Origin of the sequence: Streptomyces sp. NRRL S-244, assembly GCF_000717915.1 — a bacterium.
Lineage (GTDB): Bacteria > Actinomycetota > Actinomycetes > Streptomycetales > Streptomycetaceae > Streptomyces.
Window position 1 is genome coordinate 69810 of sequence record NZ_JOCX01000003.1, and the last position, 16521, is coordinate 86330.

Annotated in this window: 11 protein-coding genes; 2 read left to right on the forward strand and 9 right to left on the reverse strand. The window is 70.7% G+C overall.

What is annotated here, in order from left to right; translation table 11 throughout:
- Positions 1–172 precede the first annotated feature (172 nt).
- From IF02_RS0104370 to rhaI, 6 genes are all read right to left on the reverse strand, one after another.
- Positions 173–499 carry an L-rhamnose mutarotase gene (locus tag IF02_RS0104370; protein WP_030153890.1) on the reverse strand — a complete coding sequence of 109 codons (327 nt, stop codon included), beginning with the start codon at positions 497–499 and terminating at the stop codon, positions 173–175.
- Positions 496–3723 (reverse strand): discoidin domain-containing protein, encoded by a 3228-nt coding sequence (locus IF02_RS0104375; RefSeq protein WP_158708450.1) that lies wholly within the window; start codon positions 3721–3723, stop codon positions 496–498. Before IF02_RS0104375 ends, IF02_RS0104370 begins: the two co-directional genes overlap by 4 nt.
- Before the next feature lie 151 nt (positions 3724–3874).
- Positions 3875–4039, reverse strand: coding sequence for a hypothetical protein (locus IF02_RS34705; protein ID WP_158708451.1), 165 nt, complete (start codon positions 4037–4039; stop codon positions 3875–3877).
- Positions 4040–4102: 63 nt separating this feature from the next.
- A complete protein-coding gene (locus tag IF02_RS0104380; protein ID WP_030153892.1) occupies positions 4103–5575 on the reverse strand; it encodes a rhamnulokinase in 1473 nt (490 codons plus the stop codon).
- A gap of 7 nt (positions 5576–5582) precedes the next feature.
- Positions 5583–7622 (reverse strand): bifunctional rhamnulose-1-phosphate aldolase/short-chain dehydrogenase, encoded by a 2040-nt coding sequence (locus tag IF02_RS0104385; RefSeq protein WP_030153893.1) that lies wholly within the window; start codon positions 7620–7622, stop codon positions 5583–5585.
- Positions 7623–7737: 115 nt separating this feature from the next.
- Positions 7738–8904, reverse strand: coding sequence for an L-rhamnose isomerase (gene rhaI / locus IF02_RS0104390; RefSeq protein WP_030153894.1), 1167 nt, complete (start codon positions 8902–8904; stop codon positions 7738–7740).
- Positions 8905–9055: 151 nt separating this feature from the next.
- On the opposite strand from rhaI, the gene IF02_RS0104395 reads away from it, so the two are divergent.
- The gene (locus IF02_RS0104395; protein ID WP_030153895.1) at positions 9056–10075 is read left to right on the forward strand and encodes a LacI family DNA-binding transcriptional regulator; all 1020 of its coding nucleotides are present in this window, start codon (positions 9056–9058) and stop codon (positions 10073–10075) included.
- A 631-nt stretch (positions 10076–10706) separates the two neighbouring features.
- On the opposite strand, the gene IF02_RS0104400 is transcribed toward IF02_RS0104395, so the two are convergent.
- Both IF02_RS0104400 and IF02_RS0104405 read right to left on the reverse strand, forming a co-directional pair.
- Positions 10707–11885, reverse strand: a complete 1179-nt coding sequence (locus IF02_RS0104400; protein ID WP_030153896.1) for a M6 family metalloprotease domain-containing protein — start codon at positions 11883–11885, stop codon at positions 10707–10709.
- A 57-nt stretch (positions 11886–11942) separates the two neighbouring features.
- Positions 11943–13208, reverse strand: coding sequence for an alpha/beta fold hydrolase (locus IF02_RS0104405; RefSeq protein ID WP_030153897.1), 1266 nt, complete (start codon positions 13206–13208; stop codon positions 11943–11945).
- A 216-nt stretch (positions 13209–13424) separates the two neighbouring features.
- Between IF02_RS0104405 and IF02_RS0104410 the strand changes: the two genes are divergently transcribed.
- Positions 13425–15179, forward strand: coding sequence for an ABC transporter substrate-binding protein (locus tag IF02_RS0104410; RefSeq protein ID WP_030153898.1), 1755 nt, complete (start codon positions 13425–13427; stop codon positions 15177–15179).
- A gap of 80 nt (positions 15180–15259) precedes the next feature.
- Here the strand turns inward: IF02_RS0104410 and IF02_RS0104415 are convergent, their stop codons facing one another.
- Positions 15260–16450, reverse strand: coding sequence for a peptidase M6 (locus IF02_RS0104415; RefSeq protein WP_030153899.1), 1191 nt, complete (start codon positions 16448–16450; stop codon positions 15260–15262).
- Positions 16451–16521: the final 71 nt, after the last annotated feature.

Sequence of the window (16521 nt, forward strand, 5' to 3'; positions counted from 1 at the left end):
TACTCCGCTCGCCGTCCGACGGTGGGCCGGCATACAGGGCCTGCGGCCAACCACAGCAGAGCTCTTGAGCAAAACCACCCGGCCCGATGTCACGCCCCACCAACTGCTCGCTGTGCCTCATCCGCACAAACGGCGGGCCGGGCAGAGAGTCACATACCTCCTCTCAGGACTGTCAGTCCAGGTGGAACACCTCCGTCAGCGGTGCCATCGCCTGGTCAGCCGGCGTTCCGTCCAGGTGCTGGAAGTAGCGGGACATCTCGGCCTGCCAGCGGGCATTGACCTCGGTGGCGGACATCGCCTCGCGGGCGCGATCGAAGTCCTCGGTCTCCAGGTAGCCGACGAGCAGGCCGTCCGGGCGCAGGAACAGGGAGTAGTTGGTCCAGCCGGTGGCCCGGAGGGCATCGAGCATCTCCGGCCACACCCGGGCGTGGCGCTCGCGGTACTCGTCTACGAGTTCGGCCTTCACCTGGAGCAGGAAGCAGATCCGGTGCTTCGTCATGAGGCACCGATCCCCGCCAGCTGCATGTAGTACACGCCGAACTGGTCGGCGGTGAGCGTGGTGCCGGTGACCTTCACGTACCGGGCGGTGGTGGCGGCGAAGGCGAAGGAAAGGCCACCGGCTCCGGGGCGCGGGTACGAGCTCCTCGACACCACGGTGGTCCAGTTCGTGCCGTCGGTCGAGAGCTCGACGGTGAAGGCCGACGGGAAGCCGCGCCCGGTGTTCGGGATGTCGTCGCGGGGGTACAACGTGACCTGGCTGATCCGTGACGGGCCGCCGAGGTCCACCCGCGCCCACTGCGTGGTGTTCGGGGAGCCGGCCCCTGCGCTGCTCCAGCCCGAGGAGTTCCACAGGTCGGTGTGATGGGTCCCGTTGGTGAGGTTGGCGGTCAGCCAGCCCTCGTTGGGATACTCGACCGAGCTGGAGGTGGTCGCCGTGCGGCCCGGTGCCAGATCTCCGCTGACAGCCTCGATCTCCGCGAACTGCATGTGGAAATTGCCGAACTGATCTGTGCTCAGGTTGGTCCCCGTCACCTTCACGTAGCGCGCGTTGACCGTCGCGAACGGGAAGGCCTGCGCCGTGGCGCCGGGCCTCGCGTACCCGGTCCGGGTGCTGACCGTGGTCCAGTTCGTGCCGTCGGTGGAGGTCTGGATGGTGAAGTCGACCGGGAAGCCCTGACCGGCGTTGGCCCCGTCGCTGCGCGGGTAGAGGTCCACCCGGCTCACCGGCCGGGTCGATCCCAGGTCCAGACGCACCCACTCGGTGTGGTTGGTGGCGATACTGCCGGAACTGCTCCACCCCGCGGCGTTCGGCGCCGACGGCCGCTGCCCGTCGACCGCCGAGCGGATACCCCAGCCGTCGGCCTCGTACGAGCTGGAGGCGGTGGCGGCGGCACTCTCGGCCGGGGCGAGAGAGGTCGGCATGATCCGGGCGTTCCAGAAGTTCGCGCTGGCGCCGCCGGTGACCAGACCCACGTCGCCTGCGGTGAACGCCGCGTCGGTGACGGTCAGCACCGGCGCCTGCCCGGTCCCGGAGTACACCGTCAGTGCGTTCCCGCGCGCCACTACGCGCAGGCGGGTGCGCTGCCCCGACACGTAGCCGGGCACGGACGCCGAGCCGATCCTTGTGCCGCTGCGGTAGACGAACACCTGGCCGTTGTCCCGTTGGGCGATCAGGTAGCCGGAGTCCAGGTCCGTGCCGTTGGCCGAACGCACCATCAGACCGGCCCAGTTGGTGTTTCCGCCGGACGAGCTCACTCCGGTGATCTGCAGGTCCACGCCGACCGATACGTCGGTGTAGCCCCGGCCGCGCAGGTAGGAGACGTCCCCCCAGTTCGCCGACGCGTCGGACTGCGTGTACCGGGCGCCGCTGGTCGACCAGGTCCCCCGGGTGTGGGTCCAGAAGTGGTCGCCGCCGCTGAAGTCGTCCGTGAACGGCAGCGCCAGGTCACCGGAGGCCGCGGCCAGTTCGTCGAGGATCTGCTTGTGCCGGCCCTCGACGTTCCACCCGGAGGTGTCGTACGCCGTCGGGTTGGTGATCACCGTCTCGGCCAGGGTGCGCGCCGCCTGCGGCTTGACCGCGGCCAGCTGCTGCAGCAGTTCGAAGTCCTGCAGGCCCGCGGTCTGAGCTTCGCTGCGGAGGCTGTCGTAGATGCCGTAGGCGGCCTTGTTCGGATAGACGAGCCAGTGGTCGCCGGTCTGCGGGGTGTTGAAGGTGTCGGCGGCCGGGTACGGCTCGCTGAAGCCGTCGTGCCAGTAATTCCAGCCCCAGTGCAGGTAGCCGTCGCCGCCGATCTTCCAGGTCAGCCAGGGGAGGAGCCTGGTCCCGCTGAGGTGGTTGCTGGTGAAGCGGTTCATGTACGAGCCCTGCGGGAGGATGCAGCTGTACAGCCACAGGTCCTTCCCGCTGATCCGGTAGCTCTGATAGAGCGCGACGTTCGCGTCGTAGTTCGACGAGAGCGGGGTCTGCGTCGACAGATGAGCCGCGTCCCCGGTGAAGGTGGTCAGCTGCGCCTCGTTGGTACGCGGGTTCGGGAAGTACTGCTCGTAGAGGGTGTAGAGCCAGTTGGCGGCCGTGGCCTGTTGCGTGGTGGTGGGCTCGTCCAGGGCGCTCATGTAGAAGTTGTTCGTCCAGCCCTTGGCGTCCAGGTGGGCCTTCAGCGCCGGGAAGAACTGGTTCAGCCAGTTGTTGGTGTCCGGGCAGCCATTGGCCGCAGCGGAGTTGGGCGGGCAGAGCGCGTGCTTGACCGCGCCGCCGACGCCGTTGGCCGGCACCAGGGTGTCGAGGTACGGAGCGGAGGCGGGCGGCTCCAGCAGGGTCGGGGTGTAGAGGTACTGCATGGCCCCGGCGCTGACGAAGAGGTTGACGAACCGGTCGAAGGTGGACCAGCCGAAGGTGAAGTGGCCCGCGGCGTCGACGGTGGTGTCCGGGATCAGCAGGGCCACCGCGTCGGCGTAGATCACGTTGTTCCGGTGCCGCGCCATGTTCGCCGCGATGTTCGCCTCGACGGTCCACCAGTTGGCGTCATACATCTGCACGCCGTACTCGTTCGGGATCGACGCCTCGGTGCCCGCGTAGTCCCAGCCCGCCGAGGAGAACCAGTTGTTCATCTTGAACGTGGACTGCGAGGTCGGCGGGATCGTGGCGCTGTAGACGGTCACCGACACCGGCACCGTGACGGCGCCCAGGCTGCTGTCCACCCTGGCGCTGCCGGTGTAGACGCCGGGCGCCTGACCGGCCGGCACGTAGACCTGGTAGTAGGCGGCGTACGTGGTGTTCGCCGCCACCGACTGCGGACTGTTGTTCATCAGCGCGTCGTAGTAGGCGATCCCACCGTCGGGCGGGTTCTGGACGTTGCCGACCTTCTGGATGTTCGGGTGGTTGTACTCGTAGCGCGTGGTGATGTTCGCAGCGGGAATGAACGCGCCGCCGGGGCCGGTCAGCGCCCCGGCGGTGACGGACACCCCGGTCTGCGCCGAACCGGACCGCACCAGGATCTGCGCCCCCTCGTAGGCGTTGCGGGCCGCGTACAGCTCGATCCCGGTCGGCGCCCAGCCCGGCGGGGTGGTCGAGGTGAAGGGCCGGTCGGTGGCGTCCAGGATCCACACCGTCGGCCCGTCGGCAGCGCCGGCCCGAGGCGCGGCGAGGACGGCCAGCGGCACTGCGGACAGTGACAGTGCCAGACACACCAGGAGACGCAGGGATCTGCGGCGACGCGTGCGCATGGAAACCCTCCGAACTCTGAGAAATGGCTTCGAGAGCCGAACAGGCCCTTTTTCTAAACCTGTTCGGGCCGCCCGCAATTGTTTTGCGGCGCGGCTTTCGGTCGACGCGGGGCCTCGCCGTTCGGCGTCCTGGTGACGGCATGCGGGCAGGTCACAGCAATGACAGCGAGGTCGGGATGACACGAAGGGCAGCCGCTGGTCGCGCGATCGCATCGGAAATATGCGCACCCGGCCACCTGACGGCCAGCACGTTGCCCTTCGGTAAATGGAGTATTTCCAGAATTACGATCCACAACCATGCGAACTTGAGCGACATTTGACCGATCGTCACTGTCCGGATGACGGGCGGTGACACCGCGTTCATGCCGTGCAGCCAAGGTCAGGCGAGCCCCACACGGGCGGCGGCGAGGTCCCACGCGCGGATGTCTCCGGCGGGCTCGTAGCGCCGCAGGCGCTGGGTGCGGGCGACCAGGCGACGCATGGCGCCGTGGTCCTCGACCAGGCCTTGAGTACGGGCCTGGACGAGGATGTTGCCGATGGCGGTGGCCTCGGCGGGGCCGGCGATGACGGGCAGGCCGGTGGCGTCGGCGGTGAGCCGGCACAGCAGGGCGTTGCGGCTGCCGCCGCCGACGAGATGCACGGCGCGGATCGCTCGGCCGGTCAAATGAGCGGCCTGAAACAGGGTGTGACGGTGCGCCAGGGCCAGGCTCTCCAGGATGCAGCGGACGACGGCGCCCTGGTCCTCGGGCAGGTGCTGGCCGGTGCGGGCGCAGTGCTCGGCGAGGCGGGCCGGCAGGTCGCCGGGGGCGAGGAACTCGGGGGCGCCGGGGTCGACGAGCGCCGCGAACGGGCGGGCGGCGGCGGCGCGTTCGAGCAGCTCTGGCAGGTGGTGCCCCTCGCCACGGGCGCGCCAGGTGCGCTGGCTCTCGCTGAGTAGCCAGAGGCCCATGACGTTGCGCAGGTAGCGGACGGTGCCGTCGATACCGAGTTCGTTGGTGAAGTTGGCGGCGCGCGAGGCGTCGGTGAGGACGGGCGCGTCGAGTTCGAGGCCGGCGAGCGACCAGGTGCCGCAGGAGATGTAGGCGAAGTCCTCGGTGCCGGCGGGGACGGCGGCGACCGCGGAGGCGGTGTCGTGGGAGGCAACCGCGACTACGGGCGTGTCGGGGCGCAGGCCGGTGGCGGCGGCGACGTGCGGAAGGACGGTGCCGGCGTGGTCGCCGGGGCGGCGCAGTGCGGGCAGGAGGGCCGGGTCCAGGTTGAGCGCGGAGAGGACCGGGGCGGACCAGGAGCCGGTGCGGGCGTCGTACAGGCCCGTGGTGGAGGCATTGGTGACCTCTGCGCCGACGGTGCCGGTGAGCCAGTGGGTGATCAGGTCGGGCAGCAGGAGCAGGGTGCGGGCGCGGTCGAGGTGCTTCTCGGCGGCGAGCTGGAAGATCGTGTTGAACGGCAGGTGCTGAAGGCCGGTGATCCGGTACAGCTCACGGGCCGGGAGGCGGCACCAGACCGCCTGGACGGCGGCGGCGCCGCGCGGATCGCGGTAGTGGAACGGATTGCCCAGGAGCGCGCCGTCGGCGTCGAGGAGCCCGTAGTCGACGGCCCAGCTGTCGATGCCGACGGAGGCGAGGTCCCAGCGCGCGGCGGCCTCCCGGAAGCCGTCCAGGACGCCTTGGTACAGGCCGAGGGCGTTCCAGTGCAATCCGTCCGGGAGTCGGACGGGAGTGTTGTCGAAGCGGTGGGTCTCGGTGAGGTCGAGGCGGTCAGGGCCGACCCGGCCGACGAGCACCCGTCCGCTGGTGGCGCCGAGGTCCGCCGCGGCGAAGGCGGCCGGGGTGTGTGGGGTGCGGGGCGTCACGGCCGCCTCAGCGCAGGAAGGCCGCGGCGACGCCGGCGTCGACGGGGATGTGGAGGCCGGTGGTGTGGGTGAGGTCGCCGCCGGTGAGGGCGAAGACGGCGGCGGCGACGTGCTCGGGCAGCACCTCGCGCTTGAGGAGGGTGCGCTGGGCGTAGAACGCGCCGAGCTGCTCCTCCGCGATGCCGTAGGTGGCGGCGCGCTGGGCGCCCCAGCCGCCGGCGAAGATGCCCGAGCCGCGGACCACGCCGTCCGGGTTGACGCCGTTGACGCGGATTCCGTGTTCACCCAACTCGGCGGCGAGTAGCCGAACTTGGTGGGCCTGGTCGGCCTTGGTGGCGGAGTACGCGATGTTGTTGGGGCCGGCGAAGACCGCGTTCTTCGAGGCGATGTAGACGAGGTCGCCGCCCAGGCCCTGCCGGATCATGGTGCGGGCGGCCTCCCGGGAGACGAGGAAGGAGCCGCGGGCCATGATGGCGTGCTGCCGGTCCCAGTCATCGGCGGTGGTCTCCAGCAGCGGCTTGGAGATGGAGATGCCCGCGTTGTTGACCACCAGGTCGACACCGCCGAAGGCGAGGACCGCGGTGCGGAACGCCTCGGCGATCTGCTCCTCGGAGGTGACGTCGACGGTGACGGCCACGGCCCGGTCCGGGCCGCCGAGTTCGCCGGCGACGGCCCGGGCGGTGGCGGCGTTGACGTCGGCGACGACGACGCAGGCGCCCTCGGCGGCCAGGCGGTGCGCGATGGCCTTGCCGATGCCGGAGCCGGCGCCGGTGACCAGGGCGACGCGGGTGTCCAGCGGTTTGGGCGCGGGCATCCGCCGCAGCTTCGCCTCCTCCAGTGCCCAGTACTCGATGGCGAACTTCTCGCGCTCCTCGATCGGGGCGTAGCTGGAGACCGCCTCCGCGCCGCGCATCACGTTGATCGCATTGAGGTAGAACTCGCCGGCCACGCGGGCGGTCTGCTTGTCCCTGCCAAAGGAGAACATGCCGACGCCCGGGACCAGGACGATCGCCGGGTCGGCGCCGCGCATGGGGGGCGAGTCCGCGGTGGCGTACCGCTCGTAGTAGGCCCGGTAGCCGGCCCGGTAGTCGGTGTGCAGCTCCCGCAGACGGGCGATCGTCTCGTCCAGGGGCGCGGTGGCGGGCAGGTCGAGGACCAGCGGGGCGACCTTGGTGCGCAGGAAGTGGTCGGGGCAGGAGGTGCCGAGGGCGGCCAGCCGGGGATGCTCGGCGCGGGCGAGGAAGTCCAACACGGGTGCGGCGTCGGTGAAGTGGCCGACCTGCGGGAGGTCGGTGGAGGCCAGACCGCGGATGACGGGGGCGAGCGAGGCGGCGCGCCGGCGGCGTTCGGCCTCTGGCAGGGCTTGGTAGCCGTCAAGCTGCGGGCCGAACGGCTCGGCCTTGCCGTGCCGGGCCAGGAAGGCCTCGGCGGTGCGGATGATGTGCAGGGCGTTGGCCTCGCACTCCTCGCTGGTGGCGCCCCAGGCGGTGATGCCGTGACCGCCGAGGACGCAGCCGACGGCCTGCGGGTGGGTCCGATTGATCTCGGCGATGTCCAGGCCGAGTTGGAAGCCGGGACGGCGCCAGGGAAGCCACGGCACGGCGTCGCCGAAGCAGGCGGCGGTGAGCCTTTCGCCGTCGGCGGCGGTGGCGAGCGCGATGCCGGAGTCGGGGTGCAGGTGGTCGACGTGCGCGGCGTCGACCAGACCGTGCATGGCGGTGTCGATGGACGGAGCCGCGCCGCCATTGCCGTGCAGGCAGTACGCGAACGCGGCGACCATCTCGTCTTCCTGTTCCACGCCCGGGTAGGTGTCGGCGAGGGCGCGCAGGCGGTCCAGTCGCAGCACGGCCAGGCCCGCCTCGGCGAGGGTGCCGAGGTCGCCGCCGGAGCCCTTCACCCACATCAGGTCGACGGGCTGCCCGGTGACGGGGTCGGTGGCTGCGCCCTTGGCAGAGGTGTTGCCGCCGGCGTAGTTGGTGTTGCGCGGATCCGATCCGAGCCGGTGGGAGCGGGCGAGGAGGGCGGCGACGACGGGGTGCTGGGCCATGGCGGGAGCGGCTTCCTTGTCTGGTGGCGGTGGCGCTCTCGTAGGGGTGCGCGAGGAGGGTGCGGGCCGGCCCGTGGGTACGAGGTGGTGCGGGCCGGCTCGCGTGCCGGACGGGTCAAGCCCCCCATCCGGCCTGGGCGCCGCCGACCCGCTCGGCGACGATCTTCTCGGCCCAGCCGCCGGCCCGGTAGGCCGCGACCGGGTTCGGGTCTCGCCCGGCCTCGGCGCGTACCTCGGCCAGCAGCGGACGGACGTCGGTGGCGTAGGCGTCCATCAGCACCTCGTTGGCGCCGAGTACATCGCCCGCGTTCTGAGCGGCCGTCAGGGCCGAGCGGTCGACCAACAGGGCCTTGGCCGTGGCCTCCTGGACGTTCATCACCGAGCGGATGATCGCAGGGATCTTCGCCTCGATGTTGTGACACTGGTCGAGCATGAACGCGACGCCGGCCTCGGGGGCGAAGCCGCCGTTGCCGGTGACCTCGTGCAGGATCCGGAACAGCTGGAACGGATCGGCGGCGCCGACCATCAGGTCGTCGTCCGCGTAGAAGCGGGAGTTGAAATCGAAGCCGCCGAGCTTCCCCTCGCGCAGCAGGAACGCGACGATGAACTCGATGTTGGTGCCGGGGGCGTGGTGGCCGGTGTCGACGACGACCGCGGCCCTGGGCCCGAGCCGCAGGCAGTGCGCGTACGCGGTGCCCCAGTCCGGGACGTCCGTGGTGTAGAACGCGGGCTCGAACAGCTTGTACTCCAGCAGGATCCGCTGGTCGTCGCCGAGCCGCCCGTACACCTCTGACAGGGCGTCGGAGAGGCGTTCTTGGCGGGCCGAAATATCGTCCTGGCCGGGGTAGTTGGTGCCGTCGGAGAACCATAGCTTGAGGTCGCGCGAGCCGGTGGCGTCCATGATGTCGACGCATTCCAGCAGGTGGTCGAGAGCCTTGCGGCGCACCCGCGGGTCCGGATGGGTGACGGAGCCGAGCTTGTAGTCCTCGTCCTGGAAGACGTTCGCGTTGATCGCGCCGATCTCCAGCCCGAGCTCGCGGGCGTGGGCGGACAGCGCGCCATAGTCCTCGACCCGGTCCCAGGGAATGTGCAGCGAGACCTTCGGGGCGACGCCGGTGGCGGCGTGCACCTGGGCCGCGTCGGCGAGCTTCTCGAACGGGTCGCGCGGCACGCCGGGTTGGGCGAAGACTTTGAAGCGGGTTCCCGAGTTCCCGTAGCCCCACGAGGGCGTCTCGATGCACTGGGCCCGAAGGGCGTCCTTCACGGCGGATCGGTCGGCCACCGGAGCACCTCCCACGATCTGAATCGTTTCATCCCGACGTTAGGCAGGACCGCGGGAAGCGTCAAGGCACCGACGGGGGTCGTTGGTGTGATGTCGTAGCCTGATCTCCGGGTCGGCCGTCGGAGCCGGTGAAACTTTTCAATGGTGGGACATGGGCGGCGCGGCGAGCATCAAGGACGTGGCACGGGCGGCCGGTGTGTCGGTCGGCACGGTCTCCAACGTGATCAACCGGCCGGAGACGGTCGGCGAGGTGACCAGGGCCAGGGTCCGGGCCGCGATCGACCGGCTCGGCTACGTACGCAGCGAGTCGGCGCGGCAGCTGCGCTCCGGCAGCAGCCGGATCATCGGTCTGCTGGTCCTCGACCTGGGCAACCCGTTCTTCGTCTCCGTGGCGCGCGGGGCCGAACAGGCGGCGCGCGCGGCGGGCCTGGGCGTGATGGTCTGCAACAGCGCTCAGCGGCTCGCCGACGAGGCGGACTACCTCGCCCTCTTCGCGGAGCAGCGGGTGCGCGGGGTGCTGCTGACCCCGGCCGACGCGGAGGGATCGGGAGCGGCGGCGCTCCGTCGCGGCGGCGTGCCCTTCGTGCTGGTGGACCGGCTCGCCCCGGGGCTGGAGGCCTGCTCGGTGTCGGTGGACGACGTCGGGGGCGGCGCCCTGGCGGCCGGGCACCTGCTGGCGAGCGGCCACCGACGGATCGCGTTCGCGGGCGGCCGCCACCGGCTGCAGCAGGTCGCCGACCGTCGCAGCGGCGCGCTGCAGGCGCTGGCCGGCCGCGACGCCGTCCTGCTGGACCTGGAGGTGGACGGGCTGGACGTGGCGGCGGGCCGCGACGCCGGCGCCCGCCTGCTGGGGATGCTGCCGAGACCGACCGCGGTGTTCTGCGCGAACGATCTGCTGGCCCTCGGGATGCTGCAGGCCGCGTTCGCCGCGGGCCTGCGGGTACCCGAGGACCTCGCGATCGTCGGCTACGACGACATCGAGTTCGCCGCGGCGGCCGCGGTGCCGCTGACCTCGGTGCGCCAGCCCGCGGAGGCGATGGGGCGGACGGCGGCCGAGATGCTCGCCGAGGAGACCGGCCCGGGCGGCGCGGCCCACCGGCACCGACAAGTCGTGTTCGAGCCGGAGCTGGTGGTGCGGCGTTCGACGCTGGCCGTGCCGCTGCCCGGCTGAGCATGGCGTTGCTGTGCCCGCGCGACTGCCGTCGCTGCGGCACCTCGACGGCGGTACGGGCCGGGACGGATTCAGGGCGCCGGTGAAAGCGGGGATCCGCGTGGTAGCGCGCCGCCGCCTCGCGGCACAGCGTGGAGGCGTGGGCGGCCGGCAGCGACGGGGCGACGCGTTCAGCGCGGCGGCCGGGCCCACCGTGAGCCACATGACGCCCTACCCACGGTCCACTGCCGTCTGGCGGTCGAGATGCCTTGTGCCACGGCGGCGAGGTCCGAGCCTCATCCAGTGTGCGTACGACGGCTGCCACGCGGCACCCACCCAGGGTTTGCCGTGAAAGTCCGGAATCCGGCGCATCGTTGCCGCCAGTCTCATCGGGACCACCATCGAGTGGTACGACAACCCATCCGATCAGAGCTGTCACCTGCGGTTTTCCGGCGCAAGGGGAATCTGAACCAGCACCGAACCAGTTCTCGGACCCCAGCGCCCCAGGCCTCACCAGGTGGCCACCGGAAGCGGGGGGCGTGGCTCAGCCCTCGAGCCACGGCGTGCGCCGACAAACACGTGGGCACCACTGCCCGGCAGGTGGACCCCATCCCCGGGGAATCAGGTGGACGGTGGCCGGCCCGGAGCGGAGTCACTCCTTGCTCAGCCGCACCGTGTCTCCCGTCCGTCCGCCCCCGAGGACGTCGATACGCACGCCGGTCGCGGGGTCTGTGAAGCTCTGGCCGGGTGCGTACGCGGCCAGGTCCAGCGCCGCACACCCGGTGGGCGGGGTCGTGGTCGGGTTCGCGTTCATGATCCGCACCGGGCCTTCGCCGGTCCGGGCTGCGGAGTCGACCTTGTAGATGAGGACGCCGGTGGAACAGGCGGCCGCGTCGTTGCCCTGGGCGCGGCGGGATTCCGCCACGTATGCCGTCGTCTCACCGGTCCGCAGCACGGCGATCTTGGTTCCGCCGGACCGTTCCACCGGGGTCAGTCGTACCGTTCGGCGACCGGACGCGGCGAGGCAGGCGACCTGGTCGTCGCGAGTCCAGCCGAGCTTCCAAGAGTGCCACCCGAGGTACTGCGGGGCGTGGCCGGCGATGTCGCCCATGACGTCCCAACCGCCCGCGTACTGGTGGGTGGCGCCGGCGAACGAGTACAGGTCGGGCAGCCCGAAGGTATGGGCGGTCTCGTGGGCCGCGACCTTGTGGCCCCAACGCCACATGTCCTGCCCGAAGGTGACGGCCCATTTGAGGCGGGTGCCGTCGGCGGTGATGCCGGGCGTCGCCGGGTCGTACAGGTAGGTCGGTGAGAAGGGGATGGCGGTCGCCGTCCTGGCGGGGACGACGTAGACCATGTCGTAGCGGGAGAAGTCCGCGTAAGGGTCGGCGGCCGTGATCGCGTCGCGGAGGTACTTCTCGTGGGCCTCGAAGGTCAGACCGCGCGCGAAACCGTAGGAGGTGGAGTCGGCGGGCATCCGGATCCAGCGGTGCAGCGGGGTGTTGTCCAGTCGTAGACGGCCGTAGCTCGCGCGGCCCGTCCAGTCGGCGGCCGGTGCGAGGTGAGCGGCGTACGGTTCGGTGGATTCGGTGGCCGGGGCGTCGGGGAAGTCCACGTACAGCGTCAGGACGCGGCGCACTCCCGTGGCGGGCTGGAACTGGGTCCGGTCGGTGTCGTGGCCCTCGTCCGTCCAGCCGGTCCGGCCGGGGAGCGCGCAGCTGGCGGCGGGGGGCGGCGAGCCGGGGGCAGCGGCCGCGGTGGGGGCGGACAGGCAGCAGAGGAGTGCGACGGACACGGCCAGAGGCAGCAGGCGGCGGGGCGGGGTTGTCATGTCTCTCCTGTCGGAGGCGGGTTGAGGGGGACGGGGGCCGGGGAAGGCGGGCGGGGTCTACGCGCGGCCCGCTGCCAGGTCCATCAGGCGGGACAGCGCGCGGCCGCCGGAGGCGGTGACGCCGTCGTGCTCCCATTCGTTGGTGATCCACACCCGGGTGGCGCCGACCTCGCGCGCGGTGCGCAAGGAGAGCCCGGAGTCCACGTACATGTCGTCGTGGTAGACGAGTGCGGCGAGCGGGACCCGGTTGGCGGCGAGGCGACGAGGGTCGTACAGCCGCGGCCAGTGGGGGCGTTCGGCGAGCAGCTCGGCGGCGTCGGCGAAGGGGCGCAGGCCCTTGATCTCGCGGAACATCCAGGGGTAGATCATTTCTCCGGTGAGCAGGAGGGGGTCGGCGTCCTCGGCGAACTCGGGGAACGTCGCCATGGTTCTGGACGCCGCCCAGCCACTCGGCCCGGCGCCCTGCCCGTACAGGGTCTCCTGCATGACGGCGAAGAGGGGGTTGTCGGTGAAACCGGTCAGCGTCATCACCTGGTGCAGGAAGGTATCGGTCAACTTGCCTTCCTCGTCGAGGGATTCGTCGAGAAGCCAGTGGATCCGCTCGAAGCCGTCGCCCATGCCGAGGCCGAGCCCGAGCGTGCGCAGGCGGTGGGGGGTGAGCCGGTCTCCGTCGGGCAGGCGCACATCGGTGGCGGCCAGGAGGCGGGCGATCTCGCGCAGCCTGTCGGTGTCATCGGGGTAGCGGGCGTAGAAGTCGAGGACGCGGTCCCGCACCCGGGGGTAGGTGCGGGCGTAGACCTCGTCGGCGGTAGCCGAGAGACCGGGCAGGCCGCCGGTCACGTAGCACGCCCGCAGGCCTTCGGGGGCCTGGCTGAGATAGGTGAGGGTGATGAAGCCGCCGTAACTCTGGCCGAGGGTCTCCCAGGGCTCGTTGCCGCACAGCTGCCGGCGGATCAGCTCGGCGTCCGCGACGATCGAGTCGGCACGGAAGTGGCCGAGATGGTCGGCCAGCCGGGCCGGTGAGGCGAAGCGGGAGGCCGCCCGGGCGGTGACGGGGGTGGAGCGGCCCGTGCCGCGCTGATCGAGGAGGAGGACGCGATGGGTCTTGAGGGCCTGGGGCAGCCAGCCGGGTGAACCGGCAGACGGCCTGGGTGACTTGCCGCCTGGTCCGCCCTGCAGATAGAGCAGCCAGGGAAGTTGCCGACCTGCTCGGGGCGCATCGGTGACCTCCCGGGCGAAGATCTGGATGGTCGGGCCGTGCGGGGCCGCGTGGTCCAGGGGGACGGTGAAGACATGGTCGACGGTCGCGTAGGCAGGGTTCATGGGTCCCCTTCGCGGCCGCATGGCCGCACAGTGACGCAGTGACGTGTGACATTGCGCGACAGCGTGGCGCGGCCGACGGGTGACCGTGGAGCCCCCACTTACCCATAACTCCGCGCTATGGAGGCGCGACAATTGTGGGTGCCATTTCACATAACTATGTTATCGGTCACATTGCAGCTTGCTCAGGCTGCCCGACTGTCCCCGGAGTGACCACTCATGAACAAGCGCACTCTCCACGCAGTCGCCACCGCCCTGGCGGCGACCGTCGCACTCGGCATGGCCGGCTGTTCCAACGGCGGCCACTCCGGCAGCAGTCAGCAGGACGGGGCGGCGAAGAACCCCGCGCTCGCCAACGCGGGGTCCACGGTCGGCGGCACTCCGCAGAAGGGCGGCACGCTGACCGTCCTGTCGAACCAGGACTTCACCCACCTCGACCCGGCCCGCAACTGGGTGATCGGGGACATGGACTTCGGGACCCGGCTGCTCTACCGCACGCTGGTGACGTACAAGGCGGAACCGGGCGCGAAGGGCGGAGAGCTGGTCCCCGACCTCGCCGAGGACCTCGGCGTCCCCTCCAACGGCGCCACGACATGGACCTTCAAGCTCAAGAGGGGCCTCACGTACGAGGACGGCACCCCGATCACCGCCCAGGACGTCAAGTACAACGTGGAGCGCTCCTTCTCCCCCGACCTGCCCGGCGGCCCGGATTACGCCGCCCGCTACCTGGCCGGCGCCGAGGGCTACCGGGGCCCCGCCCAGGGGCAGCACCTGGACTCGGTCAAGACCCCCGACGACCACACGATCGTCTTCGAACTACGCAAGCCCTTCGCGGAGTTCCCCAATGCCACCGTCCTGCCCACCTTCGCTCCGGTGCCCAGGGCCCAGGACAAGGGACCCCAGTACGACAGCCGCCCGTTCTCCTCGGGCCCCTACAAGATCGAGTCGTACGACCGGGACAAGCGGCTGGTGCTGGTCCGCAACCCGCATTGGGACCCGGCGACCGACACCGTACGCAAGGCGTACCCGGACAAGCTGGTCGTGGTGATGGGGCTGAGGGCCAACCAGATCGACGACCGGCTCATCGCCTCCGAGGGCGCGGACGCCTCCGCGGTCTCCTGGGGCAAGCTGCGCCCGGAGAGCACCCCCAAGGTCCTCACCAAGGCCGACGTCAGGGAGCGGCTGCTCGCCGAGTCCACCAACTGCACCGAAATGGTGCAGATGCACACCGGCCGGGCCCCCTTCGACAACGTCAAGGTCCGGCAGGCCGTGCAGCACGCCCTGGACCGCGAGGCGATTCTGACCGCCTCCGGCGGCCCGGCCCTCAACGACCCGGCCACCGCCCTCATGCCCGGCTCGCTCTTCGGTGGCAAGCAGCCCGACACTCTGGGGATCCCGGCCACCGGTGACGTGGAGGGGGCGAAGCGGCTCCTGAAGGAGGCCGGCGAACCGGACGGGATCACCACCCGCATCACCGTCTCCAACGGCGACAAGGGAGTAGCGGAGGCCATACAGCAGTCCCTGGGCCGGGCCGGGATCAAGGTCACGATCGACGCCGTCGACCCGTCAGCCTTCTACGACACCATCGGCGACACCAAGAACCGCACGGACCTCGTCTACACCGGCTGGTGCCCCGACTACCCCTCCGGCTCCACCTTCCTGCCCTTCCTCTTCGACGGCCGCTACATCAAGGAGAAGGGGAACTCCGGCAATCACTCGCTCTTCCGCGACGAGTCGACGATGAAACGGATGGACGAGATCGCCGCCATGACCGACGCCGCGCAGGCCAACACGGCGTGGCGGCAGCTGGACGGGGAGATCCTCGCCAAGGCCCCGACCGCGCCCGCCGTCATCGAGCGCATGCCGCTGCTGCTCGGCACCAACATCGCCGGCGCCTTCGGCCACACGTCGTTCGGCGGCCAGCTCGACTACGCCACGATCGGGCTCAAGGACCCGGCGAAGAGCAGCACCTGACCCACCGCGCGCAGCGCCCCCGGCTCCTGGCTCCTCGGTTCCTTCTCGGAGCCGGGGGCGCTGCCGCATCCATGCGGCTCCTACGACTTCGTGACGCGTACGGTCTCGCCGTAGCCGTCAGCAGCGAGCACGTCGATCCGTACCCCGGCCGCCGAGTCGGTGAACGACTCTCCGGCCCAGAACGGAGCGTCGTCCAGCGGACGGCAGCCGCCGGCCGGTGTGGCGGACGACTTGGCGTCCATGACCCTGACCGGCCCGTAGCCGGTCCGCACGGAGGTGTCGACCCGGTAGACCAGCGCACCGGTCGAGCAGGAGCCCGCGTCCGCCTGGACACCGCGCCTGGACTCGACCACGTACGCGGTCGTGGGTCCGGTGCGGATCACCGCCATCTTGGTACCGCTGCCGTACTCGACCGCCGTGAGGTACACGGTGTCGCTGCCCCTCGCGGCCCGGCACACGACCTGACTGTCCCCGGTCCAACCGAGCTTCCAGGAGTGCCAGGCGAAGAACTGCGACCCCCGGCCGCCGATCAGGCCCATCACGTCCCAGCCACCGGTGAAGCGGTGGGCGTCGCTGCCCGCCTCGAAGGCGTACAAGTCGGGCAACCCGAAGGTGTGCGCGGTCTCGTGGGCGACCAGCTTGGCACCCCAGTGCCACATGTCCTGACCGAAGGTCACGGCCCACTTGACCTGGCGGCCGTCGGCCACCACCCCCGCGCTGCCCGGCTCGTACACGTACGTGGGGGTGAAGGAGATCGCCGCCGCGTTGCGCGTCGGCACGACGTACACCATGTCGTAGCCGGAGAAGTCCACGTACGGATCGGCGGCCGCCACCGCGTCCTTGACGTACGCCTCGTGGGTCTCGTGGGTCAGGCCGCGCGCGAAGCCGTAGTCGGTGGAGGCGCGAGGCATGCGAACCCACTGCTGATGCTGGTCGATCGAGAGCCAGGTCCTGCCGTACGAGGCGTACCACAGCCAGTCAGCCCCTGGCGCGATCTGCGCGGAGTCCTCGCTCGGGGCCTCGGTGGCCCACGCGTCAGGGAAGTCCACGAAGACCATGGCGACCCTGACCGTCCCGACGGGACGCTGGAACACCGAGTAGTCCGTCTCATGCCCCTCGTCCATCCAGCCGGTGGTACCGCGCAGGGCGCAGGCCGACGGACTGTCAGCGGCGCCGGCGGGGGGCGCTCCCAGGAGGAAGAGCAGCAGTGCGGCGGCCAGGGCGGGCAACAGCACCCCGCGCGATGTCGTCAGTCGATGGATGCGTCTCATGGGCGGGCAACCTCCACATTAATGGTGTGTGACATTTCACATAAGCCTGACGGGATCCCACTCCTGTCCGA

Bases quoted from the DNA above. Each gene is read 5' to 3' on its own strand.
- IF02_RS0104370 (WP_030153890.1), bottom strand. From the start codon at position 499: ATGACGAAGCACCGGATCTGCTTCCTGCTCCAGGTGAAGGCCGAACTC.
- IF02_RS0104375 (WP_158708450.1), bottom strand. From the start codon at position 3,723: ATGCGCACGCGTCGCCGCAGATCCCTGCGTCTCCTGGTGTGTCTGGCA.
- IF02_RS34705 (WP_158708451.1), bottom strand. From the start codon at position 4,039: ATGTCGCTCAAGTTCGCATGGTTGTGGATCGTAATTCTGGAAATACTC.
- IF02_RS0104385 (WP_030153893.1), bottom strand. From the start codon at position 7,622: ATGGCCCAGCACCCCGTCGTCGCCGCCCTCCTCGCCCGCTCCCACCGG.
- IF02_RS0104395 (WP_030153895.1), top strand. From the start codon at position 9,056: ATGGGCGGCGCGGCGAGCATCAAGGACGTGGCACGGGCGGCCGGTGTG.
- IF02_RS0104400 (WP_030153896.1), bottom strand. From the start codon at position 11,885: ATGACAACCCCGCCCCGCCGCCTGCTGCCTCTGGCCGTGTCCGTCGCA.
- IF02_RS0104405 (WP_030153897.1), bottom strand. From the start codon at position 13,208: ATGAACCCTGCCTACGCGACCGTCGACCATGTCTTCACCGTCCCCCTG.
- IF02_RS0104410 (WP_030153898.1), top strand. From the start codon at position 13,425: ATGAACAAGCGCACTCTCCACGCAGTCGCCACCGCCCTGGCGGCGACC.
- IF02_RS0104415 (WP_030153899.1), bottom strand. From the start codon at position 16,450: ATGAGACGCATCCATCGACTGACGACATCGCGCGGGGTGCTGTTGCCC.